This is a genomic window from Rahnella sp. Larv3_ips, assembly GCF_003697865.1.
Classification (GTDB): Bacteria; Pseudomonadota; Gammaproteobacteria; order Enterobacterales; family Enterobacteriaceae; genus Rahnella; species Rahnella rivi.
This window is the reverse complement of record NZ_MJIB01000014.1, coordinates 380,389-406,575: the sequence shown is the minus strand read 5'-3', so window position 1 is coordinate 406,575 and position 26,187 is coordinate 380,389. Positions and strand designations below refer to the sequence as shown.

General features: G+C 53.5%; 21 protein-coding genes and 1 pseudogene. 12 read left to right on the top strand and 10 right to left on the bottom strand.

Annotation, left to right across the window (positions count from 1 at the left end):
- Window positions 1-155: 155 nt before the first annotated feature.
- On the top strand, window positions 156-1,061 hold the full coding sequence (locus ED901_RS18480) for a LysR family transcriptional regulator (protein WP_122096815.1): 906 nt from the start codon (window positions 156-158) through the stop codon (window positions 1,059-1,061).
- A gap of 196 nt (window positions 1,062-1,257) precedes the next feature.
- Here the strand turns inward: ED901_RS18480 and ED901_RS18475 are convergent, their stop codons facing one another.
- The 4 genes and pseudogenes from ED901_RS18475 to ED901_RS18460 all read right to left on the bottom strand — a co-directional run bounded on the left by ED901_RS18475 (window position 1,258) and on the right by ED901_RS18460 (window position 7,844).
- Window positions 1,258-1,593, bottom strand: a complete 336-nt coding sequence (locus tag ED901_RS18475; RefSeq protein ID WP_122096814.1) for a phage holin family protein — start codon at window positions 1,591-1,593, stop codon at window positions 1,258-1,260.
- Between the two features lie 755 nt (window positions 1,594-2,348).
- Window positions 2,349-2,547, bottom strand: a pseudogene (locus tag ED901_RS25650) (RHS repeat-associated core domain-containing protein); the annotation flags it as partial.
- A 200-nt stretch (window positions 2,548-2,747) separates the two neighbouring features.
- A complete protein-coding gene (locus ED901_RS18465) occupies window positions 2,748-3,959 on the bottom strand; it encodes an RHS repeat-associated core domain-containing protein (protein ID WP_122096812.1) in 1,212 nt (403 codons plus the stop codon).
- A 99-nt stretch (window positions 3,960-4,058) separates the two neighbouring features.
- The gene (locus tag ED901_RS18460; protein WP_122096811.1) at window positions 4,059-7,844 is read right to left on the bottom strand and encodes an RHS repeat protein; all 3,786 of its coding nucleotides are present in this window, start codon (window positions 7,842-7,844) and stop codon (window positions 4,059-4,061) included.
- A gap of 314 nt (window positions 7,845-8,158) precedes the next feature.
- On the opposite strand from ED901_RS18460, the gene ED901_RS18455 reads away from it, so the two are divergent.
- The 7 genes from ED901_RS18455 (at window position 8,159) to ED901_RS18425 (ending at window position 16,757) form a co-directional block, all read left to right on the top strand.
- Window positions 8,159-9,973: a hypothetical protein gene (locus tag ED901_RS18455; protein ID WP_122096810.1), complete on the top strand. Its 1,815-nt coding sequence runs from the start codon at window positions 8,159-8,161 to the stop codon at window positions 9,971-9,973.
- Window positions 9,974-10,313: 340 nt separating this feature from the next.
- Complete coding sequence (locus tag ED901_RS18450) at window positions 10,314-11,468, top strand: mandelate racemase family protein (RefSeq protein ID WP_056780159.1); 1,155 nt, start codon at window positions 10,314-10,316, stop codon at window positions 11,466-11,468.
- Between the two features lie 52 nt (window positions 11,469-11,520).
- Window positions 11,521-13,164: an ABC transporter substrate-binding protein gene (locus ED901_RS18445; RefSeq protein WP_122096809.1), complete on the top strand. Its 1,644-nt coding sequence runs from the start codon at window positions 11,521-11,523 to the stop codon at window positions 13,162-13,164.
- Between the two features lie 41 nt (window positions 13,165-13,205).
- Window positions 13,206-14,222: an ABC transporter permease gene (locus ED901_RS18440; RefSeq protein WP_122096808.1), complete on the top strand. Its 1,017-nt coding sequence runs from the start codon at window positions 13,206-13,208 to the stop codon at window positions 14,220-14,222.
- Complete coding sequence (locus ED901_RS18435) at window positions 14,219-15,124, top strand: ABC transporter permease (RefSeq protein WP_056779852.1); 906 nt, start codon at window positions 14,219-14,221, stop codon at window positions 15,122-15,124. Before ED901_RS18440 ends, ED901_RS18435 begins: the two co-directional genes overlap by 4 nt.
- Entirely contained in the window at window positions 15,096-15,962 is an 867-nt protein-coding gene (locus ED901_RS18430; RefSeq protein WP_122096951.1) for an ABC transporter ATP-binding protein, read from the top strand. Before ED901_RS18435 ends, ED901_RS18430 begins: the two co-directional genes overlap by 29 nt.
- A 24-nt stretch (window positions 15,963-15,986) precedes the next feature.
- The gene (locus ED901_RS18425) at window positions 15,987-16,757 is read left to right on the top strand and encodes an ABC transporter ATP-binding protein (RefSeq protein ID WP_056780164.1); all 771 of its coding nucleotides are present in this window, start codon (window positions 15,987-15,989) and stop codon (window positions 16,755-16,757) included.
- Between the two features lie 58 nt (window positions 16,758-16,815).
- Here the strand turns inward: ED901_RS18425 and ED901_RS18420 are convergent, their stop codons facing one another.
- The 6 genes from ED901_RS18420 to ED901_RS18395 all read right to left on the bottom strand — a co-directional run bounded on the left by ED901_RS18420 (window position 16,816) and on the right by ED901_RS18395 (window position 22,492).
- Window positions 16,816-17,295, bottom strand: coding sequence for a hypothetical protein (locus tag ED901_RS18420; protein ID WP_056779855.1), 480 nt, complete (start codon window positions 17,293-17,295; stop codon window positions 16,816-16,818).
- A 166-nt stretch (window positions 17,296-17,461) separates the two neighbouring features.
- Window positions 17,462-18,418: an HpcH/HpaI aldolase/citrate lyase family protein gene (locus ED901_RS18415; RefSeq protein ID WP_122096807.1), complete on the bottom strand. Its 957-nt coding sequence runs from the start codon at window positions 18,416-18,418 to the stop codon at window positions 17,462-17,464.
- Window positions 18,418-19,497: a cysteine protease StiP family protein gene (locus ED901_RS18410; RefSeq protein WP_122096806.1), complete on the bottom strand. Its 1,080-nt coding sequence runs from the start codon at window positions 19,495-19,497 to the stop codon at window positions 18,418-18,420. The genes ED901_RS18415 and ED901_RS18410 overlap by 1 nt, the downstream gene beginning before the upstream one ends.
- A gap of 1 nt (window position 19,498) precedes the next feature.
- Window positions 19,499-20,272, bottom strand: a complete 774-nt coding sequence (locus tag ED901_RS18405) for a hypothetical protein (protein ID WP_056779865.1) — start codon at window positions 20,270-20,272, stop codon at window positions 19,499-19,501.
- Window positions 20,265-21,407, bottom strand: a complete 1,143-nt coding sequence (locus ED901_RS18400; protein ID WP_371414327.1) for a phosphoribosyltransferase domain-containing protein — start codon at window positions 21,405-21,407, stop codon at window positions 20,265-20,267. The genes ED901_RS18405 and ED901_RS18400 overlap by 8 nt, the downstream gene beginning before the upstream one ends.
- Complete coding sequence (locus ED901_RS18395; RefSeq protein ID WP_056779871.1) at window positions 21,404-22,492, bottom strand: ATP-grasp domain-containing protein; 1,089 nt, start codon at window positions 22,490-22,492, stop codon at window positions 21,404-21,406. Before ED901_RS18395 ends, ED901_RS18400 begins: the two co-directional genes overlap by 4 nt.
- Window positions 22,493-22,814: 322 nt before the next feature.
- Here ED901_RS18395 and ED901_RS18390 point away from each other — a divergent pair, with 322 nt between their 5' ends.
- The 4 genes from ED901_RS18390 to ED901_RS18375 are packed head-to-tail and all read left to right on the top strand — an operon-like array spanning window position 22,815 to window position 26,145.
- Complete coding sequence (locus tag ED901_RS18390) at window positions 22,815-23,402, top strand: TerD family protein (protein ID WP_056779874.1); 588 nt, start codon at window positions 22,815-22,817, stop codon at window positions 23,400-23,402.
- Window positions 23,402-24,574, top strand: a complete 1,173-nt coding sequence (locus ED901_RS18385; RefSeq protein ID WP_122096804.1) for a TerD family protein — start codon at window positions 23,402-23,404, stop codon at window positions 24,572-24,574. Before ED901_RS18390 ends, ED901_RS18385 begins: the two co-directional genes overlap by 1 nt.
- A 43-nt stretch (window positions 24,575-24,617) precedes the next feature.
- Entirely contained in the window at window positions 24,618-25,073 is a 456-nt protein-coding gene (locus ED901_RS18380; RefSeq protein ID WP_056779881.1) for a tellurite resistance TerB family protein, read from the top strand.
- 28 nt (window positions 25,074-25,101) lie between these two features.
- On the top strand, window positions 25,102-26,145 hold the full coding sequence (locus ED901_RS18375; protein ID WP_056779884.1) for a TerC/Alx family metal homeostasis membrane protein: 1,044 nt from the start codon (window positions 25,102-25,104) through the stop codon (window positions 26,143-26,145).
- Window positions 26,146-26,187: the final 42 nt, after the last annotated feature.

Here is a 26,187-nt window from a genome sequence, read left to right as displayed (position 1 = left end):
TTTCCCGAAGGGGTAATTTAACCTACGGGTTTTGTAATAGTGTAAGTTATGACGCTGCTTAAAGCATTTCCGTACAAACAGGGTATTGAATTTATGAGGATCATGATGCATTTTTTCTAATTATACTGAGGTTGATTTGTATAATGAGGTAAGAAATGGTGAGCGGTAAAACAGATGAATTTGATTATAATCTGATCAAAACAATGAACGAAGTGATTGTCTCAGGAAATTTATCCAGGGCAGCGACTAATCTGAATCTTTCGGTGTCTGCGGTAAGTTCATCGCTAAAAAAACTCAGACAGCATTTTGGTGGAGAACTCTTCTATCGCACTGTCAATGGCCTTAAACCGACCCGCGCAGCGCTGGAGATAAATGATTCCTTTTCGAAGGCGATTTTCATTATTGAAAGTGCGGTAAAGAATAAAGAATTGATACAGTCCGGCTATTCGACGTTGAAGGTGATATGCCCGGATGTACTGGAAAATTACTTTGGGGCTGACAAAAATGACAACATTGAATTCGCAGATCATGGCTATAGCGATCATGATGATGTGATTCAACATTTCTTGCATAAAAATATCGATATCCTTGCGGGAAATATTGTTTTACACCATGAAAGGGTGATCACGAGAAAACTGGCTGTGTTCGATGATTTTGTCATTGTGTGCAGCGCAAACAGTATTTTAGCCAGCCAGGATAATTTCACCCTGACACAGTATTATACGCTGCCACATGTATGTTATTGCCACAGATTGCTGGGGCCTGAGAAAGCCCCGTTTGGCGGTAAAGTGTATATTGATGCACCTTATTCCGGAAACATCAGAACAGCCTATATGTCGTCCTCTATTAGCGGGGTCATTCATGCGCTGGAACACAGCAATATGCTGGCTGTCTTGCCCCGGAAAATTGCACGTCATTTTATCCATGATCGCCAGTGCCCTCTTGTTGAATTTAATCTTCCAGACGAAGTAAAGATTATTTGCCCTCCTCTTTATGTGAACTATTTGTTCGATGAAGACAGGGGGGTGGATATCAGTGAACTCATTAAATATCCTGTCTGATGCTATTAAAGTAAACCCGATGGTTAACGTTTTTAAAAGACATCATTAGCCTTGCCGAGTGCGTGACTATCTGTGGTTTTTTGAATATGACATACTAGCAGGATTTCCGGTTCTTCTGATATGTCATATCTTTATTGTTCGATGAAGACTATTGTTCGATGAAGACACAAGCGTGTCATTTAATCTGTTGAGGAGGTTATTTTGACCCTGGAGGGAAGTGATCAACCCAGTCAGCAATTTTCTTTCCTAATATATTCAGAATAGGGCCAGAGAACACACCGCCTAATCCGGCAAATACTAATACCCGGTTATCGCTGATATTTTTGTTAATCAGGATAATACTCAGCATCGCCCCGCAAAAACATGAAACGATAATCTGCAACAAACAGTTAATAATGTCCTGCATTAAACCACGATTCACCCTTAACATGATGTACCGAACAATACCGCCACAGCCAGACATCAGCAGAATAGCGAATATGATTTCATGGTTCATCTGCAATATATTATTAGCACCTTCAGCTACGCTCATACTGCATTTCCTTATGAGTGATGACGGCTTTCATAAATGAAAGCCGATGCGAAAATATTACTGAACGAAATCCATGGCATCGTAAAGGGCACGTTGCCATACAGGGAATGTTGTGCGGTCAAGAATGGGCAGGAATAGGGTGCTGCCGGCCAGATTAATGGCCGAACCGGCCGCCGTGATGCTGGCATTCATGACGTCTCCTGCCCTGAGATAGTCCACTGTGTCTTTGGCAAAGCCTCTGAATTCACGAAGCGACGCCGCTGACTGGGTTCTTTCACCCGCATGCACGCGTGCGAGATTCTCCGAAATACTCTCCAGTGAGTGTTCACTCAGCCCGATATTGTGGTTTTGCAGGAACGTGTTCACGAATTCCACGCCCTTAGGATAAATGGAATCCTCACTATAGTTTTTCGGGATACGTGACCCTAAAAGCTTTCTGCGCACCATGCCCGGATTTTCGGCCATCGCCGGATCAGGAAGAGGCATAATCTCCTGAGCGCCTGAGGGGAGTTGAATTTCAGCCGGTGCGATGCTTTGCGCAGAACCCGCTTCCGGTGCTGCTTCCTGGAAGGACCGCAGGGCTGAGGACTTGGTTTTCTTGAGTATACTTTCCGAAACCTGAGTGGCACTGGTACTGGCAGATTCCGCCTCCAGGGCACTCATGCTGGCTTCCTGGCGGACGACTTTAGGGACGGCGTTGAGTTCCTCTACGGAATCGAGAACCGTATTCACAGCCGTGAGTATTTTCCTGAAGAGTGCATGCCCGCTCGGATCCACGTTATTGACCGGATCCGCTTCGCAATAGACATAGGCATTGATCCCGCCTTTACCAAAGGGGCTGAGGCTGTCGGGGCAGGTAAAGCGCATTAATACCGGGCTGTAGGCACGATAACCATTCCCCAAATGACTGCTGCCGGTCAGCGGGTCATGACGTTCACCATTAAAGCCCGGAATAGTCTCGTGCAGATTATTGGTGCTGCCTGAGGGGCCATAATGGAAAGTCTGTCGGGCTTTTCCGTCAGTCGTTAATAACGTGCATCCGGTCGGGCTGGTGCCTGTAAGTTTTAATGACATGTCGATATTCCTTTAAAGAAAATGTACGGGCTACTCCTCCTGCCACCAGGCTGGGGTCATAGCCCAGGGGTGACGCAGGATCATTGCGCCTGCGGTGCATTTTTAAAGTGAGCTGATTTGTAGGATTTCTGATGCAGGTCGCGGTTATTCATGCCAAAAATTCCCGCCGCCTTAATCATCCCGTTTTGGCTGTCATTTTCGGCTGAACTTTCAGATGATGCCGTCTGATTAATTCCCTGTGCGTCAGTCTTCGTCTGCAAACGGGAAGGGTGGTATCCCATGGACTGAAGATAAGTGTTCCGCGCAGGCGTGCCCTGTATGCCGGTCGATTTACGTACATCGGGTGTCTGAACTGAACGGGAGGCCCGGTTAGTGTTGAGCATCAGTCGTGAACCACTCACATTCATGTCCGTGAGATAAAGGGAAGGCTCCACGGCTGGCGAATAGGCATTCTGCGCAGCCATGGCCTGTTCCAGCGCATAATGGGTAGAGACGGACATTTCCGCCGTGACGGTTTTGGCATTTTCGGCCAGTTTTCTGCCTAGTTTGGTGTAGAAAGAGGCGGCGATGCCTCCGTATTCCACACCCAGCCCTATCGCCACTTCGGCCACCGTAACCGACGATGTTTGAATTGCCGTACCTATCGCGGCATTGACAACCCCCAGCGTTGCCGCGCCCGGCAATCCTGATAATCCCGCGGTGCTTCCGGCTACGGCGACGGCACTGGCCACTTCTGCACCCGCTCCTACGGCAGTACCCACTCCCGCGAAAGCCGCTGAGGTTGAGGCCGTTGCCGTGGCGGCTGCGAATTCTGCTGTCGTCATGGCCGCACCTGTCCCGACGGCTGCACCCGCCGCCGCACCGGCTTCAGCACCGGCCGTCAATCCTGCTGCCGCGCCTGTGATGGCAGCGCCTACGGTTTGAATGGCAGAGGCAGCAAGCGAGGAGAATAAAGACGCGAAGAAGGTGATCAGGAAAAAGTGCCCTGACGGGTCAGTGTGGTTAATGGGATCGGATCCGCAATACACATAAGGGTTGATCCCGCCTTTCCCAAAGGGGCTCAGACTGTCCGGGCAGGTAAAACGCATCAGCGCAGGACTGTACGCGCGGTAGCCGTTTCCCAGATGATTCACGGCGGTGAGAGGATCATGACGCTGACCGTTAAAACCCGGCAGCTCCGCGTCTTTTTGGCTGGCCGTGCCCCAGGGTGAATAATTAAAGCGGGTGGTTTTCCCCTGCTGTAACGCGCATAAGGGCGTACCGCTGAGGAAATTACCTGTTAATTTCAACATTGTGTTCTTCCTTAATAAAATCTGTGTGGCGCACCCGTCATGTGCCGGGTGCGTGAGAAACACTCAGAAAAGCCTGCGGGAACCCCGCTGGCCGTGCTCTTAACTGGCGAAGCCGTCTTCGCTGACTGCCGCGCTGCCACTGTTTCCCGGAATAAATCGGGTGATTTTCTGGGTTTTGCTGCATGCCTCATTGACCAGACGTTCGCCGGTATAGAACAACTGGCGGTCATCACCGGTCAGCGACTGCATGACCAGCTTATTCAGCGCATCGTAGTGGTAAGTGCTGAGCGGCTTGTTACTGGCATCACAGATGCGGGTCAGACGCCCAAGGGCGTCGTAACTGAGCATCCGGCCCGCTTCGTCGCGGGTCATGCGGCCGTTGGCGTCGTATTGCAGAACAATGTGCGCCGGATAACAGGCCGTCAGTGAATGCTTCACTTCTGTCAGCTGGGTAGGGTCCTGAGAATTGGTAAAGAGGAAGGTGGCAGTATCGGTACCGCCGCCCGCAATCACCGTCACGCACCGGGTGATGTTGCTCAGTGCATCGAGGGTGAAGGTCTGTGATTTTACCGGCTGGCCATAGCCGTCAACCGTCGGCTCACTGCCACTACATTCGTATTTAATCAACCGGTTACGGGCATCATAAGTGAACGTCTCCGAGCGGATGACGGTGCTGGCGTCAGAAACCTGACGCGTCGCGATCAGATCACTGGCGGTAAAGGTTTGCACGATGCTCAGCGCGCTGGCACCGGAAGGCGAAATCACCCGTTTAACTTCACGGTTAAAATCATCCCAGGTCAGTGTGGTCAGCAGACGGGTGCCGTCTTTCGCGAGTGCATTCTGCGAACTGACGCGGCCAGCGGTGTCATAAGCGATACTCACGGTCACTTGCGGATCGCTGATGGTGATCACCCGGCCATAATCGTCGTAATCCAGCGTTTGTTCGTTGCCTGCCACATCAATGTATTTGAGCGGCTGACCTTGCAGGGTCCAGGCGTAGCCTGCCGTGCGGGTCTGTTTGCCCGGCATAAAGAACGTTTCCTGCTGCAATTCACCGGTTGGCCACCAGCTCATGGTTTTGCTGCGGCCATTGGCTTCATGCGCCTCGAGCATTTTTCCCGTCTGCGTGGCGTAGATAAAGCGCTGATCGATATCGCCGCTGCTGCTTTTCACCGACGCCACGGCATCGTCAAGCTCGGAAATGTAGGCATAATTGAGCTGATTTTTCATGTTGTCGCGCACGGTCGCAGGGGAGGCGCATGCCCCTGAGTAGGTGTAAGTCTGGGTGCGGCCACCGCTGACGCTGGTGGTCAGACGGCCCAGACCATCAAAGGTTTGGGTGCCCAGCAGCAGGGCATTGCCACCTTTCGGTGTGACGCTCACCGAGGTGATCAGTTTGTCGGTCGAGTTCGGATCGTAGGTTTTTGTCACCACGGTGCCATCCGGCAATGTTTGGGTGAGCATGCGGCCAAAGACATCCCAGGTGTAATGCGTCACATTATTCTGCGGATCAACGTGTTCACGCACGCGTCCAAGCCCGTCGTGGCGCAGTTGCTGTGTGGACATCTGCACGCCAGCGGCGGTCACTTTGGTGATTTTGTCAGCCAGGTTCTGCTTGTTATACAGCGTGTTCTGAGAAGCCAGTTTCAGCGTACTGCCGCGGGTGACCTGTAGCTGTTCGATTTTTTCACGGGTAATCGGGTCAAATTGTTGCTGTTGCTGCTGGCCGGAACTCAGCACTTTCATGTAGTTCTGGCCCCAGCTGTCAAACAGGACATTTTGCGCAATCAGCATTTTGGAACTGGTGTCGCCTGGGGTTTTGTAATCGGTGTCCTGCGTTTTAATCAGACGGCTGGAGGCATCATAAAGATGCTCTTTCATCTGATAGAAGGTACCGGCGCTCTTGTCTTTGTCGTTCAGCCATTCGGTAAGAACACGGCCCATGCGGTCGAAGTGTTTGCGGTGCGCGTTCCCTTCATTATCGGTGTAGGTGGTGGTGATTTCGCTGGCCTGGCCGCCGCTGGTTTTCATCGCATAAGCGATTTTCAACTCATTACTAAAGCCGTTATCCGGATTGATCACGCGGCGGACGAGGCGTCCGAGCGAATCGTAGTTCAGCGCGGTTTTTACGCCTTGCGAATTGATAAATGCCCGCAATTTATTGGTGAAACGTGAATGCTCGCGCTGAGTGATTTGCGTGGTGGCGTCATGGCCGGTAAAGGTGCGGGTGTGGATCAGTGATTCGCCGGATTTCACATAGGTGAACGCGTTTTCAGACGTCGTTTGCACCCTGTTGCCCACGCGTACCCGGGCCTTTTGAATTCGGCCATAGCTGACTTTATCCGACGCGGTGGCGTGATAGCTTATCTCGCGCACCAGTTGGCTCACGCCGTCGTTCAGGCGGGTCATTTTCACCGGGACAATATGGAAAGCCGCGCTGGTGCGATCGAGGGTCGCCAGCTTGTCGAATTTGCTATAGGTCAGTTCAACAGGCGCGTCAAAGCTGGTGGGTGCGGGCGTGACCTTGCGGCTTTTCTCAAAGCGCACAAAACCGTGCGGACAGGCAGGGCAGCCGGTATCCGCCGTGGTTTGCGATTCGCCCGAGGCAGGGTAATAAACGATTTCGGTCAGCGCGCCGCCGGGGTCAACCTGTCTGGTCAGATTGCCGCTGGTGTCATATTCGGTGGTGGTGGTTTCCGAATATTTTTTGGAGCCGCTGTTAATCCAGGTAATGGCCTGTTTTTTCAAACACTGCAGTTGCACGGGCTGCATGTCGAACGATTTGCCGGCGTCTTCGTAGTAGGTCATGGCGGTTTGCTTGTTGTCGCCGCCCTGTTTTTCTTCCAATAACGTCATCAGGTGGTAGTGGTTGTAGACGCGGCGGGTGGAAAGCGCGTTCGGTGAGGTGTTATCCACGACCTTTTCAGTGCTTTCGTACACATAACTGCCCGGCAATGAATAGGTGTAATCGCTGTCTGCATTCCAGGTGGTGCTGCCGCCATAGCCAAGATAGTTATTGCTGCTGTAGGTATAGGTACGCACCAGATCTGGCTGGCCCATACCCGGTTGGATCGTGTAACTGACCACGGCGGGCAGCGCTCTCTGGCCGGAAGAGGCCGGGAATTTCATCAGATCCTTCTGGTACACCACCGATTTTTTCAGCCCCAGCGGCGTGGTCATGCCGGTCAGGATCTGGCTGTTCATCAGTCCTGCGGTATAAGCAAGGTTCCAGGTTAAGGTGATGTCGGCACTGGAATGGCTGAGGGCGGTGAGGAAATTGTTCTGTGTGGTCAGCGTGATGTCATATTTTTCGCTGTTGTTTGGCGTGAAATGGAAAACCGTGTTGGCCAGATAGTCAACGGCGCAGTGAACGTCATTGTCCATATCCACGACTTTTGTCAGGCGGGGCGTGCCGTGTGTGCCATCCCAGGTAAGCGTAAGATAATGTCCAAAAGCACCAATAATTTTTACCGGCAAATAGAGATTCTGGCACACCAGCCCCAGCACTTCGGTAATGCCACTTTTATGCACCACCTGATAACCCGAAGACGTTTTTGTCATGACAAAGGTTTTCAGTTTCATCTGGCGCACGCTTAACGTGTTGCCATTTTCATTGATCACATAATGTTCACCGGTATTCAGCGTCACGCGTTTCTTCTGACTGTCATACATCGTCATGCCGGTCGTAAAACCCATACCAAAACCGATATTGGTTTCTGATGTGGGGGAATAGCTGATGGTAAAGGGAATTTCAGGTCCGTTGCCGTTATTACCGACAATGTTTCCCAGACTCAGGCTTGCACTATAAAGGCCTGTGCGTGGGTCCACTTCATCATTCACTGAACTCATAAAGTTCTTCGTCTGTGTATAATAATTTTCACTCATGATTCATTCCTTTTTCTCATATAACGTCATTGTAAGAACAGCTATCCGTCAGGAATTCGCTCTGTTTCTCGAAATTAAACTGCGTTGTGACTAAATGACAGGGTAATAGTTTCTTCGTATAAATCATGTCATTGCTTCTCATTTTGTTTTTAATCCGTTTCGACAATAATTGTGAAGCGTGAAGTGATATAAAAAAATATCAGAAAGAATGGCTTTGATACGCAATGAGTTGTTCATCCCTGCTGTTTCGCTATTGTTTTTCCTGTCGCCACTCCTATCGGTGGTGCGTCATTTAATTAATAAGGATAATGATTATGTCTGACACAGAGATCAACAATGAATCTGGCAACAACGCATTGGATAATAGCAACCGCATATTGGATGACTATGACTTTGCCAGCAGTGTGTGGGCCAGCTTTGATCACTTCGAAAAGCTGGAGCTTTTCTTAAAATATAACGATGAACAAAACGGGCTCATCAATTATAATCTGAAAAATAAGACACAACTGACGGTTAAAGTCAGAGCTCGTGCTGTTGATAAAAACGGGAAAACCTTACCCCTCACGGTCGCTGATTTAAAAAGCGTTGCCTGTCTGTGCGTGTATGAAACAGACGGGAGTTTCTATCAGAATAATGGTTCATGGAAGCTTTACCAGAAAAGCGATGGCTCTGATTACCAGCCAGTATTAACAGAGAAATTATCGAATCAAAATACCTATGATATTTACGGGGTAGGTAAAGAAACCGGAGATGCAGAATGCGATCTCTATATTGCGCCTAATGGTACTGCCTTTGACCTGGTGAATATTGCCGTCCATCTGGATATCCCGGGGCACGGACGTTCGGGCACGGCGAAAGGTAAAGCCACTGGCGCTTATCCCGAGTGTTATATCTCTGTCAGAGGGATAACCAGCGTATGGGATGTCTGCGAGAGTATCTCGAGCCTCGCAATTTCCTATGCGGAAAGCACCAATTCAAAATCTACGCTGTATGCTAACGGCCGTAACCAGGCTCCGGCGAAAATTTCAGTCTCTGCGGTGGATGCGCAGGGGCATTACCTTAATCTGATGGTCAGTGATTTTATTACCGAGTATAAGAAACAGTATTCAACTCCACGCCTCGAACTGATTAATACGCACAATAATGATGATGTGCTGGTTTTTAATGGGACAAAAGGTGCGTGCTATACCTTTACCGCCAATGAATGGAATAACCCGGTTAATTATGCTTCCGGCCCCCGTGTCATTGCGTCAGCGGATAACGGTATTTGTGATATACCGGTTTATATTTACAGCCATACTGCCAGCGCAGGAAAAGATATTTCTGTACGCCTGAACATTCCGGATGTTGCCTGTATTACCACTGCACTGACCTCAACAGGGCAATGGTCATCTTATGCCTCGTCTAAAGTGACATTGACATTTTTAGCAAAAATTGATTATTCAGATGTTTCAAAGCTGACGATTGTCGAGAAAGGCTGGAGTACGCTCTGTGACACCGTGCATATTACTTATCATGCCAATAACTGGGGTGGGTCAAGTCATTCGCAAAGTAATGCGGTTGTCAGGAGTAAACAGGTTTTAATTAAGCCTGATGTCGGAAATTCTGAGGTTAAACTCCTGAATGAAAAAACCGCTGTTCTCAACCGAACTCATTGTGCGCCATACAACACAAAAGAGAAAATCGGGATGTACGGTTACAGCTCAGCACATTCAGCCGATACTTATGTACAGTCACTTCTTGATTATACGCCAGAGCACGGCGGGCATATTGTTGCCTGGGGTGTGGAAGTTCCACCTGACATGAAGAAATTCGGTTTTCTGTTTACTTCAGGGCATGATTGTCAGGATGAGACAAATTATGAGCCGTATGAATACCACTACATGCTGGATATAAACGAAAACTGCGGGAAAAGATCCTGGATCGTTTCACCGGCCAGTGTCGAAGGCGTGGTCACGCTTCATGCATTGGAAGCGTCTCACAGTATCGACAATTATTGTCACCACTGGCCGGCATGGACACCCAAAATCATTCCGGTAAAAGTCACGGTCTGGGATAATTTCGGCAACACCGGTACCTTCCAAATCTCCTGGGATCAGCGCACCTATACCCCGACGATTTCCGGTTAATCAGGCACTTTATTCCTTCCTCAAATTGCCCTGGCACATTGTGTCAGGGTTTTTTATCCCTACATTCTTTCCGCCTACTTCCAGTACAGATCACACTTCTTCCTGCTTTCGTGAAAATGCTCACATTCCCCCGTGCGGATGCACAAACATACGGCAAAATTTTCGGCTTTTAGCCGTGGAAATGTGCAAAAAAAGTGGCTAACTTCAATTATGAAACGCTATTTTATTAATGTTGGATTGCGGTTTTAACGAAGTGTGAGTGCGCTCACAAAGCCGATGGAACGCGCAATTTGGAGCGCCCTGACGGGTGTTAACTCTCTCAGTAATGGCAGGTATCGCTGTGAAAATACGTTCTGTTGAAGTTTCTGTTTTTACTTATCCGACTCGCCGTGTTTCCGACAGCGCGGGTCATTCGCATCCGGGTGAAGAAAGTCTGGCAAAAATGGCGATGTTAACCATCACCACCGATGAAGGCGATTGCGGGTATTCCTTCGCGCCGCCGGAAGTGGTGCGTCCGCACGTCGTGAACGCCTTTTTCAGAAAAGTGCTGATCGGTCAGAACCCGTTTGACCGCGAACGCCTGTGGCAGGATCTGGTGCACTGGCAGCGCGGCAGTGCGCATCAGCTGACCGAACGGGCGCTGTCGTTTGTCGAGCAGGCGCTGTGGGATCTGATTGGCCGCAAACTGAAGATGCCGGTGCACAAACTGCTGGGCGGCTTTCGCGAGAAAGTGCCGGCGTACGGCAGCACCATGTGCGGCGATGAGCTGAAGGGCGGGTTATCGACGCCGGATGAATTCGGCCAGTTTGCCGAAAAACTGGTGGCGCGCGGTTATCAGGCCATCAAGCTGCACACCTGGATGCCGCCGGTGGCGTTTGCGCCAGACCCGAAAATGGACATCAAAGCCTGCGCCGCCGTGCGTGAAGCGGTGGGGCCGGATATCGAGCTGATGCTCGACGGTTATCACTGGTACAGCCGCAGTCAGGCGCTGACCATTGGCAAGGCGCTGGAAAAACTCAACTTCGCGTGGTTCGAAGAACCGATGGAAGAAGAGAGCATGGCGTCTTACGCGTGGCTGGCGGAAAACCTTTCCATCGATGTGATCGGGCCGGAAAGTCTCGGCGGCAAACATCACAGCCGTGCGGACTGGGTGAAAGCCGGCGCCTGCGACATTTTACGCGCCGGAGCCAACGGCGTGGGCGGCATCTCGCCGTGCATGAAAGTCGCCAGCCTGGCCGAAGCCTTCGGTATGGACTGCGAAGTGCACGGCAACGGCGCGGCCAGCCTGGCCGTGGTCGGCGCTATCCGCAACTGTCGCTGGTACGAACGCGGCCTGCTGCACCCGTTCCTTGAATATGACGAACCTGCTGCGTACCTCAACAGCATCGTTGACCCGATGGATGAACAGGGTTTTGTTCATCTTTCTGACCGCCCTGGCCTCGGAGAGGACATCAATTTTGATTACATAGAAACCCATACCGTCAGCCGAGACTGACCTGCGGGCAGAAAAAAATAATAAACCTCTGACTCTACCCGGAAGGTACATCATGAACACAGGCACACCCTTCGGGGCGTGGATCCTCGCGCTCCTGCTTACGGTGAGTGGCGGGGCGGTGCAGGCGAAAACGCCGCCCGACCAGCTGCTTATCGGTATGAACATGAACAACCTGCTGACGCTCGATCCGGCCGCGATGACCGGTAACGATATCGTCGGCATTGTGGTGAATCTCTATGACCCCCTCATTGAGCTCGATCCGCAGGAACTGACGAATGTCCGCCCGGCGCTGGCGACCTCATGGGAGGTCAACGACGCTCGTAATCTGATCACATTCCATCTGCGCGAAGGCGTGACATTCCACTCGGGCAATCCGGTCACCGCAGACGATGTGGTGTGGTCGATGCGCCGGATCCTGCATCTGAATCTGGCGCAGGCATCGGTGTGGAAATCGTACGGCTTCACCAAAAAGAATGTCGATGAGATGGTGCGCACGCCGTCACCGGGTATTGTCGAAATTCAACTGCCAAAACCTAACGATCCGAAACTGGTGATTTACTCACTGGCCGCGCTCGGCAGCGTGGTGGCGTTAGACCGTAAAACCGTGCAGGCGCATGAAGTGAATGGCGACTGGGGTAACCGCTGGCTGACCACCAACGAAGCCGGTTCAGGACCGTTCCGCCTCGACAGCTGGCAGGCGAAAGACGTGCTGAACATGAGCCGTAATCCGCAGTACTGGCGCGGTGAACCTAAATTGTCGCGCGTGGTGTTTCGTCACTTTCAGGAATCCCAGACCCTGCGTCTGATGATTGAAAAAGGCGATCTGGATATTGCCAATAATATGGCGGTGTCCGATGTGACGGCCCTGAGCCACGATCCGGCAATGACCGTCGATACGGTGAAAAAAGGCACCATTTATTACGTGGCGATGAGCATGAAAGAGCCGCATTTCGCTAACCCGAAAGTGCGCGAAGCGGTGCGCTATCTGATTGATTATCAGGGTATCGGCAAGGCGCTGATGAACGGTTATGGCATTGTGCATCAGCGTCCGATTCAGGTCGGTATGCCTGCCACATTGCCGGATCCCGGTTATACGCTGGACATTCCGCGCGCCAAAACCCTGCTGGCAGAGGCCGGTTATCCTGACGGTTTTGATACCACGCTGCGGGTGCTGGCCGATCAGCCGTTCCTCAATATCGCGATTGCGGTGCAGTCCACGCTGATGCAGGCGGGCATTCGCGCCAAAATCGTCACCGGTACCGGCAACCAGATTTACGGTGCGATGCGTGAACGCAAGTTCGACATGCTGGTCGGGCGCGGCGGCAGCGGCGTGGAACCGCATCCGCATTCCAGCCTGCGCGCCCTGGTGTATAACCCGGACAACAACGATGCGGCGCGGCTGACCAATTTTCAGGGCTGGCGCACCGGTTTTTATGACAAACAGCTCAACACGGATATCGATCAGGCGCTGCTTGAGCGGGATCCGGAAAAGCAGAAACAGGATTACTTCGCCATTCAGGAACGCTACGACGCGCTGATCCCGGCGCTGGTGCCGCTCTCACAAATGGTCGATTCCATCGTGGTGCGCAAGGACGTCAAAAACTATCTGCCGCATCCTTCTGCCACCACGTTCCTGCGTGACGTCTACAAAGACGATACCGCCGACGCCCGGCCAACCGGAGGTAAAGGGTTATGACCATGCAAATTCCGGCTCCTGCTACTAAGCAAACTGCACGGATGTCGTTCCCCGCCGGGCGAATTGGCAAACGTCTGGTGCAGGTAGCGGTGACGCTGTTTGGCCTGCTGCTGCTGACGTTTTTTATTGGCCGCGTCATGCCGGTGGATCCTGTGCTGGCGATTGTCGGGCCGGATGCCGACCACAGCACCTATCAGCAGGTTTACCATCAGCTCGGCTTTGATAAACCGCTGTGGACACAGTTCGGCATCTACCTTTCCGGGCTGGCGCACGGTGATTTTGGAAACGCGCTGCTGACCGGTAAACCGGTAACGCAGGACATTCTGCGGGTGTTCCCTGCCACCATGGAGCTGGCGACGCTGGCGATCATCCTCGGCGCAGGCGTCGGCATTCCGTTAGGCGTGCTGGCAGCGGCGAAACGCAACAGCGTGGCGGATTACGTGGTGCGTATCATCAGTCTGGCCGGTTATTCCACCCCGATCTTCTGGGTAGGGATGATGGGATTGCTGGTGTTCTATGCCTGGCTCGGTTGGGTGGGCGGCGCAGGGCGTCTGGATTTCAGTCTCGACGGCCAGGTGACGCGTCACAGCGGTTTTATGCTGATCGACTCAGTGATTGCCGGAAACTGGGAAGTGTTTCGCAACGCGCTTAATCACCTGATCCTGCCTGCCTCGCTGCTCGGTTTCCACTCGCTGGCGTACATCAGCCGCATGACCCGCAGCTTTATGCTGGCGCAGCTTTCACAGGAATTCATCATCACCGCCCGGGTCAAGGGGCTGAGCGAATGGGATGTGCTGTGGAATCACGCGTTCCGCAACATTCTGGTTCAGCTTCTGACCGTGGTGGCGCTGGCGTACGGCTCACTGCTGGAAGGCGCGGTGCTGATCGAAACGGTATTTTCCTGGCCGGGCTTCGGTTCGTATCTCACCAGCAGCCTGATGCTGGGCGACATGAACGCGGTGATGGGCTGCGTGCTGGTGGTTGGCATGATTTTTGTGGTGCTCAATCTGCTGTCTGACCTGCTGTATCAGGTCTTTGACCCGAGGACAAAAGTATGACCCTTTCCCTCGATTCTGTAACGCTCAGCGCGGGCGATGAAAAACGTCAGCGCGTGAAACGGGCGTTTGGCCGGGTAGGCCATTTTCTGTGGCAGATGGCGTGCAATCCGCTGACAGCCATTGGTGGCGCGATTGTGCTGGTGCTGATGATTGTGGCGATTTTCGCCCCGTGGATCGCCCCGTTCCATCCGTTGGTGCAGGATTTAAACAACGCGCTCAGCCCGCCGTCGGCGGCGCACTGGTTCGGCACCGACGAGTTTGGCCGCGATATTTTCAGCCGTCTGGTATATGGCTCGCGCATCACGCTGTACATCGTTCTGCTGGTGTCGGTGACCGTTGGCCCGCTCGGGTTGCTGCTCGGCGTCACTGCCGGTTATTTCGGCGGTAAAACCGATATGGTGCTGATGCGCGTCACCGACATTTTCATCTCCTTCCCGAGTCTGGTGCTGGCGCTGGCGTTTGTTGCCGCGCTCGGGCCGGGGCTGGAGCATGTGGTGATCGCCATTACGCTCACTGCCTGGCCGCCGATTGCGCGTCTGGCGCGTGCCGAAACGCTCTCATTACGCCAGGCCGATTTTATCTCGGCGGTGCGCCTGCAAGGGGCAAGTCCGGTGCGGGTGCTGTGGCGTCACATCGTGCCGCTATGCCTGCCGTCGGTGATCATCCGAATCACCATGAACATGGCCGGGATTATCCTGACCGCCGCCGGGCTGGGCTTTCTCGGCCTGGGCGCGCAGCCGCCGGACCCGGAGTGGGGCGCGATGATTTCCAGCGGCCGTACGTACATGATGGAGTGCTGGTGGGTGGCGACCATCCCCGGTCTTGCGATCCTGATTAACAGCCTGGCGTTCAACTTTTTAGGAGATGGCCTACGTGACATCCTTGATCCCCGGAATGACTGACGCTCCGGCGTTACTCGACGTGCGCGATCTGCACGTCAGCTTTGTGAATGGTCGTCAGGTGACGCAGGCGGTGCGCGGCGTTTCTTTCCAGCTCGGGCGGGAAAAACTGGCTATCGTCGGTGAGTCGGGCTCCGGGAAATCCACCGTCGGGCGCGCCTTGCTGCAACTGCACCCCGCGAAAGCGCGGATCACCGCCGAGCGGATGCAGTTTGGTGATGTTGATTTGCTTAACGCCACGCCGAAGCAAATGCGTCAGGTGCGTGGAAAACGCATTTCGATGATTATGCAGGATCCGAAATACTCGCTGAACCCGGTGCTGTGCGTCGGCGACCAGATTGCCGAAGCATGGCGTTCGCACCACACATGTTCCTATCAGGAGGCCAAAAGCAAAGTGCTGAACATGCTCGATGTGGTGCGCATCCGCGAACCCGAACGGGTGTACGGCCTCTATCCGCACGAGATTTCCGGCGGGCAGGGGCAGCGCATCATGATCGCCATGATGCTGATCACCGACCCGGAAATGGTGATAGCCGATGAACCCACTTCAGCGCTGGATGTGTCCGTGCGTTTACAGGTGCTGGCGCTGCTCGACGATCTGGTGAAAACGCGCGGTCTGGGGCTGATATTTATCAGTCACGACATCAATCTGGTGCGCAGCTTCTGCGACCGGGTGCTGGTGATGTATGCCGGGCGCGTGGTCGAATCTATTGCTGCCACCGATCTGGATAACGCGCAGCATCCCTACACGCGCGGCCTGCTCAACGCGTTGCCGGACATGGATAACCGCCGTTATCCGCTGCCGGTGATGCAACGTCAGGCCAGCTGGCTGACCGACTAAGGAGCCAATATGACAGCGAAAACCATGATTGACGTGCGTAACCTGAACCTGACGTTTGGCGAAGGGGCGAAAACCACGCAGGTGCTGACAGAGGTGAATATTGCCGTGCGCGAAGGCGAGATTTTCGGGCTGGTGGGGGAATCCGGATCGGGTAAAACCACGGTGCTGAAATGTCTGGCAGGGCTGTTTACCCACTGGAAGGGTGAACTGGAAATCGACGGCCAGCAGCTTGAACACCGGATTGGCCGTGACCGCTGCCGGCTGGTGCAGATGGTGTTTCAGGATCCCTACGGTTCGCTGCATCCGCGCCACACCATCGGCGATATTCTGGAGGAGCCGTTGCAAATCCACCGTATTGACCAGCGGGATCAGCGGATTAATACCATTCTGGAGAAAGTCGGCCTGAACCGGGCGTTTCGCAGCCGCTATCCGCATCAGCTTTCCGGCGGCCAGCGTCAGCGCGTGGCCATTGCGCGTGCGCTGATCCTCAAACCGCGCGTGCTGTTGCTCGACGAACCGACGTCTGCGCTGGATGTGTCAGTGCAGGCCGAAATCCTCAATTTGCTGTTCGATCTTCAAAAAGAGGAAGGGCTGACGTATCTGATGGTGACGCACGATTTGGGCGTTATTGCCCATCTCTGCCAGCGTGTCGCGGTGATGAAATTCGGCAGGATCCTCGAGACGCTGGAAACCGATGCGCTGCTGCGCGGGGATATTCGTGATGATTACACCCGCGTGCTGGTGGATGCCAGCCGGGATTACAGCCGGGAAATGGCGGCGAAAGTGATGTTGTAAGGGGCGCGAGTGCTGTCGTTCCGGTCTGAACGCCGGAACGACAGAGAAAGTCATGAGGTTATTTTTGCAGTGATTTTTCAGGCTGGCGCAGTGCGGTCATCACGTCAGCAATACAGCGGTCAACCAGCATTTCAACAGCATCACTGCGCGACGTCTCCACCAGCATCGCCAGGCGGTCGATTTTTCTCACCACTGACATGCGCAATGACAGCGACACTGTCTTTTTCTTTTCTTTATCCAGCGAGACGTGGCTAACCTGCTCTTCGGTTTTGAGATCGCCACTGGAATGTAAAGCCTGAGCCATCTGACGCAGGGTCTTTTTATCCAGCGAGCCCGCGTCGGTCATCTGATAAGAGTGCGTGGCTTTGCTGTATTTGATCTCAGCAGAGTAGGTTTCGCGTAATTCCTTTAACGCCCGCGTCAATGTCGGTTCTGAACAGGCAAGCCGGGTGATGACTTTTGTCGCTGACACCGGTTGCCCGGTACCGAGCAATTGCGCCAGTCGGAAAATACGTGCTTGTCGTGTGCTGAGTTGCATGGTTAGTCGTTGCCTGTCGTCGTGTTATGGGCGATGGTGCATAGAAAATGTCAGTACACATCCTGTATCTCCTTCCCGTGGTTCTTCCTTTCCTTGGCGCCTGCAGGGCCAAAAATCCTATCAGGTCTTTCCTCAACATCAGCTAAATCAATCTGTCGCAATGGTGTTAGTTCAGCTGGTTGGCCGTGAAAAATCTGACGCCGTCCTGTGTCTCTTCCTGCGCAATGCCGTAAATCTGTGCCTGCTCAAGCACGCGTGCGGCCCAGCGACGGTGAGTCGCGGGTTCACACATTGCGCCCTGGGATTTAAACACGGCCTGACTGGAGTTGAGAATCCGCAAAGCATCGGCGTGATCGGCGGATGTCACCATCAGCGCACGCTCAATTTTGGCGATCTGATTCGGATGAATGGCCGTTTTTCCCACCAGACCGTGCGCCATGTCCAGCGCCAGTTCTTTTTCCATCACGTCGTGATCGTCAATATGTTCGCAAACCGGCGATGTCAGGGCGAAATCCCGCGAGCCGAATACGGCGACCAGCATCTTGATCACGTAACCCATCGGGCTGTCGTACAGCGTCAGGTTGCGCGGACGGCGCAGCGAAATCACGTTCATCAGGTCATTGCCGCCAATACGCAGGGCGATAATGCGTGAGTGACACGGATGGGCGAGCAGTTCGACGGCGAGTTTCCGCATTTCAGTGACGTCAAAAACTTCTTCCGTTTCCAGCGTTGGCATCATGCACAGGTGAGTATCTTTCATGATGTCCCACCATACCGGCAGAGACTCCAGCGTGAACTTCGGCAACACCAGCCCGTCAACCGGCGTGAGATCTTCCGTTGCGGTCAGGAACTTGCCCATTCCGGGATGACGCGGACGGATAAACACCAGCGGCCAGTCAGCGCCCAAACCCGCATCATTGGCGGCTTTCAGTGCGTTCAGCACCTGCTTCAGATTTTGCAGCGCGGCGGGAACGTCGGCGTCGCTGACCGCATCTTCCAGACAGATGACGATCGAGCGCAGCCCGTCAATTTCGTTGTGCAGAATACTGCCCGCGATGTCGTTGCGGGTGGCGGGCATGTAAAGCGTGGCGCCCAGCCGGTATGGCGATAGTCTCTTTGTCATCAGTGAACCTTTTTAATAATGGTGACGGCACGGTATTGGCCGATGCGGTCACCGACTTCAGTGATGGTGATGTTTTTTTCACGGGCGAGATAGACCAGCAGGGCGACGTCCGGATCGTTCACCGAACGCACCAGAACGTGTTCCGGCACGCGACGCAAAACGGCGCGGGTGGCCTCGGCAATGCCCGGTTTAATCCGGTTAATGCTGGAAATGTCATATTCGGCGGCCAGTGAGGAAATCACCTGCTCGCTGCGTATTTTCAGATGCACATACTCCTGCGGCACCCACGGGCTGGCCGGAATGGTTGCGAGATCCAGCGAGCGGCGACACCCGGCCACGGTATCCACCAGCAGGCGGCTGCACTCAAATTCGCTCAGGTGATCGCACTTCACACAGCCGTGCAAACCTTCTGCAGACCAGATCGATCGTGAAATCAGACCGGAAACCGGCGCACCCATGATGCCAAAGGGGATCAGCCAGTCGTCGTCGCTGGCGGCCAGCCAGGAAACGCCGCACGGGTCGGCGAGCACCACGAGACGCGGATCCTGTGGATAGCCCGCACGATTTTCCAGCGAACGTCTCAGCTGACCGGTGATCGCGCCTTTTCCGGTCCAGCCATCAACAAACACGATGCCTTCGGTGCCGTGTTGCGCCTCGATCCAGTCCATCGCCGTGTCGTCAATGCCTCGGTCACGGATGATACTCACGCCGTAGTGGTGAGATGTTTTACCCATCTCCCGCAACGTCTGATGCAGCATCACGCCCAATGGCACACCGGCGCGCACCAGGCTGACGAGGATGACCGGCGTCTCGCCAAAGCGGTCGGCCAGCGCCTTCGCCAGCATCACCACTTCTTTCGCCAGACGTTCTGCGCCTTGTTCCAGCGCACGGGCAAATAAGTCCAGATGCCAGGCGGTCGGCTCAGGTTCCTGACTCAGCATCTCGGAATAATGTTTTTCACCGGACTGGATCAGCTGCTCTTTTTGCTCGACCGGCGTCATTTCCATTTCCACCGGCTTTAACAGAAAGTGCACATCCTCTGGCAGGTATGAGCCGGAAAAAGGGATAAAAGGCTGCATGTTATTTCTCTCCGAAAATGTGCTGGCTGATGTGTTCAGCAAACTGACTCTGCTGTGGCATGCCAAACCAGTTACACAGTTTCATAAAACGGTGATCGCTCAGGCTGTCGCCCAGACCAATGACCGGGAACACGCCGCGCTCCGCCCGCAATTTCTTCAGTAAGTATTGCGTGGCGAGGCCTTTTTCAACCGGCAGCGGCAGCCAGGCAATGTTGTTGCTGTTGCGATGAATATAAAAACCTTCGGCAGGGAACAGGGCTTCGATCTCTTCGCCGAGGGTATAGAGTTCGTCGAGGCGGGTGCTGTCGGTGTGCTTCATCACCAGATAGATCGGGGTGTCGCCGTATTCATAATTAATACGCGCCCAGCCGTTGATCTTGCGCTCCGCCATCAGCGCCGTGATGCCCTGCTGCATGTTCAGCAGACGCTCACGAAAAGGTGCCAGGCTGTCGAGAATATGGGCTTTCCACTCTGCGTCAGGCTCGCCCTGGGGCGTCAGAATGACCGCGCCGTGGGTGGCGATCGCCCAGGAGTTGAAAGGAATGGTCACGCGGCTTATCTCTTCGGTACCGCGGGCGGTGACCGGAATAAAGTCAGCGTTTTCAAGCAGCCAGTCCACCAGCATAGATTGTTCTTCGGTCATAAAGCTGCGCGCAGACATCGAGCGGTCTAAGGCCCCCGGGCGGAAAGGCTCGAGGTCCAGTTCATCGACCATCTTACGGCGCGTCTGAAACAGAGTATCGTCCAGATCGGAAAGAATGACCGGCTTATTCATACACAACAACCTCAACAGTATTCGCCACGTTTTTCAGGGCATCGAGCAGGGAAGGATCAACGCTGTCGGCAGGGGTTTCAATACACAGCAAAATGCGATCAAAATGCTGATGCGCGACGTTGTAAACGAAATTCGGAATGCCCAGACCGTAGTTGTCGGTGAACGCAATGGCGGATTTGATGGCGTAACCGGTAGAAATCGGTGAGCGGGTGGTGCAGCTGAATTTCACGTCTGCCCCGGTTTTCTCCAGACGTTCCGCCAGCAGAAGAGGTTCCCAGACAAATTCCCCCGAACCTAACACCAGCACTTTTTCGCCCACGGCTGCCGTGAGGTGCTTACCCAGGTCGCGCGCCGGGATCGCCATGCCCAGACGCCCCCAGCTCTGTTTGCCGGTGATGGCGACGCTGCCGGTGGCGGTCACGTTCACCGCTGGCATTACCGGCACTGGCGCATCGGGTTTCATTTCCCAATGCCAGTCGCCCTGAACCAGCGACACGGGCGTGACCGGCAGCGGGCAATTGGCTTCAATCGCGTTACCGCTCCAGTCTGTCAGTGTGACCGTGACCACACGTTCGAGTTGTGACAGCCCGGCATCCGCGCGCAGCGCTTCCAGCAGATTAATAAAAGTGTTGCCGGTGGTCGCTTCGTCATCGATCAGCACCAGACTGCGGGCATCCCGTACGCGGTCGCGCAACACCGGGTCTGCCGGATGGTAGATCAGATGGTCTGTGGCATGGCTGTGATTTTCTTTGAATTCACACAGCAGATCGCCCTCAACCGGATGACGTGTTGATGTCAGATACACTGAATTCGCATAGCGGCCTGACGCCTCATCATAAACCCCCGCGCCCAGTCCTACGGCCGTCTCGGCCATGCCGATAAACAGCACCGGCTCTGGCAAATCGGTGGGAATTTGCACGGCCAGCTGGCGGTAAGCGGAACGCATAACCGAAGGGGCAATCGGAATATGACGGCCGAGCACTTTGCTGACAAACAAAAATGCGCGTTTCGGATTGCGGCGTTCAGCGATATCAAATAATGCATCCAGCGAATGTGTGCTGCCGGTCGGGGTCACGGTCAGCGTACCGCCGGAAAGCTCACGGCGATAAACAGAAGTGGCGTGGGACATACTCATGCGTTTCCTTGGCCTGAAGACAGGTTGTCGAGCGAAGTGGTGTAAGGGATGACATCCGTCATAGAACGCACAACCGCAGGAGAGAAGCTCTCCGTGGCCGCGTTCATGGCCTGCGTTTCGTTGAGCAAACCCAGTTTGCGGGCGGCGAACAGGCCGGGCAGATTGACGCCGCTGTGGCGGGTATAACCGATACCGCCGGAAGGCCGCATATTAATTTCCAGCAAAACTGGCTCGCCGTGATCGTTGTTGCGGGTCTGAACATTCACCAGACCGTCGGCCTGCATGACTTCAGCGCAACGCTTGCCCAGCTCATAGGCTGCACCCGATTGCTCGAGATATTGCAGCGCACCTTCTTTGCGGCGCGCAACGGCCGCGATGACTTTACCGCGTTCCACCAGCATATCGACCGAATATTCGGGGCCGGGCAGGTAAGGCATTAACACCAGCGGCTCGAAGATTTCCTGCTGTTCCAGGGCGTGCAGATACATATCCGGACGCACTTTGCGGCTGTCAGGATGGGTGAAAGCGGCCATATGGCCCACATTGTCATCAAAACGCCAGAATCCCATGCCATAAATACCGACAACGGGTTTCACGCACAGCATGGTCGCACCGGACCAGGATTCGGCGCTGGTATTGTCAGCCAGATGCCCGCGTAATTCTTCTGCCGATTCAATGCGGATCGACGGCACAACCGGCAGTCCGTGTTGTTGCATGGCGAGGGCGAAGTCCACTTTATCGTCGGCCAGTTCAAACATGGCGTTGCTGACAGCGCCGGTGGTCAGCGTGACGCCCGACGCAACAATGTCCGCCCGGTGGGTTTCAAACCACTGGCAATTACGGCCAGTGTGGATGGCATTGACACCGTACTGCGCCACGGTTGCGGTGATAAAGGCCAGGCGTTCTTCATCTTCTGCCGGTTCGATGAGCGCGATGTCCGCCAGAGAAAGAATTTCATTTCTGTGATGGCGATGGGAGGCAATGACGGTGACATCTTGATTTGAAGATTTAAAAAAGTCTTTGATGCCCAAAATAATGTCGCGCTGTGACGACAGACCTTCCATTAACCAAATTACGTGACTCATCGGCGTATATATTCCAGAAATGAAGAGGGGGAAAAGAATTATTTGAGAGTCTATGCAGGGATTTTAACCATGTCAATCATAACATGATTCATATCTAGATGTTATCAATTTGTCTTTTGTCATACGTTTGGCAACGTCTGTTTTCGTCAAAAAACGTAAATTATCAAAAAATAAATATTTAATATCAATGAATTAACTTTTGTTAAGGAAATTAGTGTCAAAATGTAGCTTGTGCAACTACTTCGTCATGATATGATTTTTCAGCACATGGATTTCTGATTCGAAAAAATAATGATTTAACCTATCTCTGAAGGAATAACTAATGGTTTCATTAAGCAAGAACCAAACTGTTTCACTCAGCAAACAAACGTCTTCGTTGAATCAACTCCAATTCGGTTTGGGTTGGGATCCTTTGAAAAAGAAAAAAGGGTTCCTGGGTGGTCTTTTAGGCGGCGGCAGCGATTCAATTGATTTAGACGCGGGATGCGTTCTGTTAGACCGCACTGGCCAGACCATCGACACCATCTGGTTCCGCAAGCTGAAGTCAAGCTGCGGTTCAGTTGTCCATTTGGGTGACAACCTGACCGGTGAAGGCGATGGCGACGACGAAGTGATCACCGTTGACCTGACCCGCCTGCCTTCTCAGGTAGAGTATCTGGCCTTCACGGTGAACAGTTTCCGTGGTCAGACATTTAATGAAGTCGATAACGCATTTTGCCGCGTCGTCGATCAGTCCCGTAAGGAACTGGCCCGTTATCAGCTGACGGAGCAGGGTTCTCACACCGGTATCATTATTGCCTCATTGTCCCGTAACAACGGCGAATGGGACTTCACCGCACACGGTAAAGCCTCCACCGGCCGCACAATTGACGATATGCACGCAGATATCGTGGCAACGGTGGTGCGCTAATGACGATGACGCCGGGGGGCAACGCCTCCATTCCTTCACAGGTATTGACGGTACGCGTGCTCTCTGGCGTCGCGGTCGATGCCTCATCGTTTCGTCTTTATGCTTCAGGCAAAGTGCAGGGCGATCCTGACATGGTGTTTTACGGCCAACCCGTCAATGACGATGCGTCCGTAAAGCTGAGCGGCGCAGGCACGGACACCGCCTTTACGGTGGATATCAACCACCTGCGGCCTGAAGTGCAGAAGCTGGCCTTTACCGCCACCTGCGACGGCAATATGACGCTTTCAGGCCTGAAGCGACTGACCATTCAGGTGGAGCAAAACGGCAATGTCCTGCTGACCGGTGACGTTGATGTCACAGGGCGTCAGGAAGCCGCGCTGATTTTGGGCGAAATTTACCGCCGCAATGCGGAGTGGAAATTCCGCTTCATTGCTCAGGGCTTTAACGGCGGCCTGAAACCGCTGGCAGAGCACTTCGGGGTAGATATTTCGGATGCTCCGGCACCTGCTCCAACGCCTGCCCCAGCACCGGCACCGACCCCTGAACCTGCTAAAATTAGCCTGAGCAAAGTGTCGCTGACCAAAGAAAAACCGACGATCAGCCTGGCGAAGCGGGATAACTTTGGCGAAATCAAAATTAACCTTAACTGGAATCAGCAAAGCAGCACCGGTTCCGGCGGCGGGATGTTCGGCGGTATGTTTAACAAATCCAAAGGTATCGATCTGGATTTGGGGGCATTTGTCGAATTGCAGGACGGCACTAAAGGCGTGATTCAGGCACTGGGGAATACCTTTGGTCGTCTGAATGCAGAACCCTATGTTCAGTTACAAGGCGATGACCGCACCGGTCAGGTGCGTGACGGCGAGTGGCTGCACATTAATGGCCGCGAGTGGAAGAAAATCCGCGAAGTGCTGATCTACGCGTTCATCTATGAAGGCGCAGCGAGCTGGGATAAAACGGACGGGGTGGTCACGATGCACATTCCTGAGCAACCGCCGATCGAAACGCGCTTAACCGAAGGGTCGAACCGCCACAACATGTGTGCGATCGCCCGTCTGGTCAATGACAACGGCGCGATCAAGGTTGAACGTCTGAACCAGTTCTTCAGCGGTCACAAAGATATGGATAACGCGCTCGGCTGGGGCTTTCGCTGGTCTGCTGGCTCTAAGTGACAGTGATTCACCACATAATTTTAATTATCTGAGGGCAGAGAAAATGAGTTTCTTCGACAAAGTGAAAGGCGCCTTTAACAGCGGCCGTGACGAGCTGACCAAACAGGTTGGCCGTTTCAAAAACAAAAAATTCATGCAGGGCACCGTTGCTGTTTGTGCACGCATCGCCGTCTCAAGCAATGGCGTGAGCTCTGAAGAAAAGCAAAAGATGATCGGCTTCCTTCAGGCTTCTCCTGAACTGAAAGTGTTTGAAACCAAAGAAGTCATTGCGTTCTTTAATGAACTGGTGACCAGCTTCAGTTTCGACTACGAAATCGGTAAAGGCGAAACCATGAAATACATTCTGGCGCTGAAAAGCCAACCAGAAGCGGCACAACTGGCCGTCCGCGTCGGTATTGCCGTAGCTAAAAGCGACGGTGATTTCGATCAGGACGAGCAAACCGCCGTACGCGAAATTGCGCTGGCACTGGGCTTCACCCCGGCCGAATTCGGTCTTTAATTTCAACACTCTGGCTTAAGGGCTATTTATGGTATCCACGCATATCGGTTTCCCGGCTGAAACCGTCACTGTATTTGTTGTTCTGGCTATTGGGGCGATTGCTGTCGACCTGTTCATGCATCGTCATGACAAGCCGATTTCGCTGAAAAGTGCTTCGCTCTGGACGGTCTTCTGGATCGTTGTGGCGATGGCTTTTGCCGGTTTCCTCTACATTCATCACGGTTCTGAAGTGGCGAGCCTGTTTATTACCGGTTATGCGCTGGAGAAAGTCCTGTCAGTTGATAACCTGTTTGTCATGATGGCTATCTTCTCGTGGTTTGCCGTACCGGATAATCTGCGTCACCGCGTCCTCTATTGGGGCGTTATCGGGGCGATTGTTTTCCGCGGCATCTTCGTTGCCATCGGGTCGAGCCTGTTAACGCTGGGGCCTTGGGTCGAAATCGTCTTTGCGCTGGTGGTGTTGTGGACGGCCGTCATGATGCTCAAAAGCGGCGGTGATGATGACGAGATCGAAGACTATTCTCAGCACATTGCTTACCGTATGGTAAAACGCTTCTTCCCGATCTGGCCGAAACTGAAAGGACATTCCTTCCTGTTAAGCCAAAAAGAAGTGGATGCTGAACTGGCGAAACCTGAAAACAAAGACATCAAAGTGGGCCGTGTAGGTAAAGCTGCACTTTATGCCACGCCGCTGATGCTGTGTCTGGCCGTGGTGGAATTGTCCGACGTGATGTTCGCGTTTGACTCCGTGCCTGCGGTTATCGCAGTGAGCCGTGAACCGCTGATTGTTTACAGCGCCATGATGTTTGCGATCCTCGGCCTGCGTACCATGTACTTCGTGCTGGAAGCCATGAAACAGTACCTGGCACACCTTGAGAAAGCGGTTATCGTGCTGCTGTTCTTCATCGGTGTGAAACTGGGTCTGAACGCCACCGACCACCTGTGGCATCACGGTTACAATATTTCTGCTAACGCAAGTCTGTTTGTTGTTCTGGGTGTACTGGCTGTGGGTATCATCGTCAGCGTACTGTTCCCGGGCAAATCGGATGCTGAGGAAGGCAAGCAGGGCTAAGCCCTTGCCTTCCCCCTTGAAAATAAACGTTAACAATTGAGG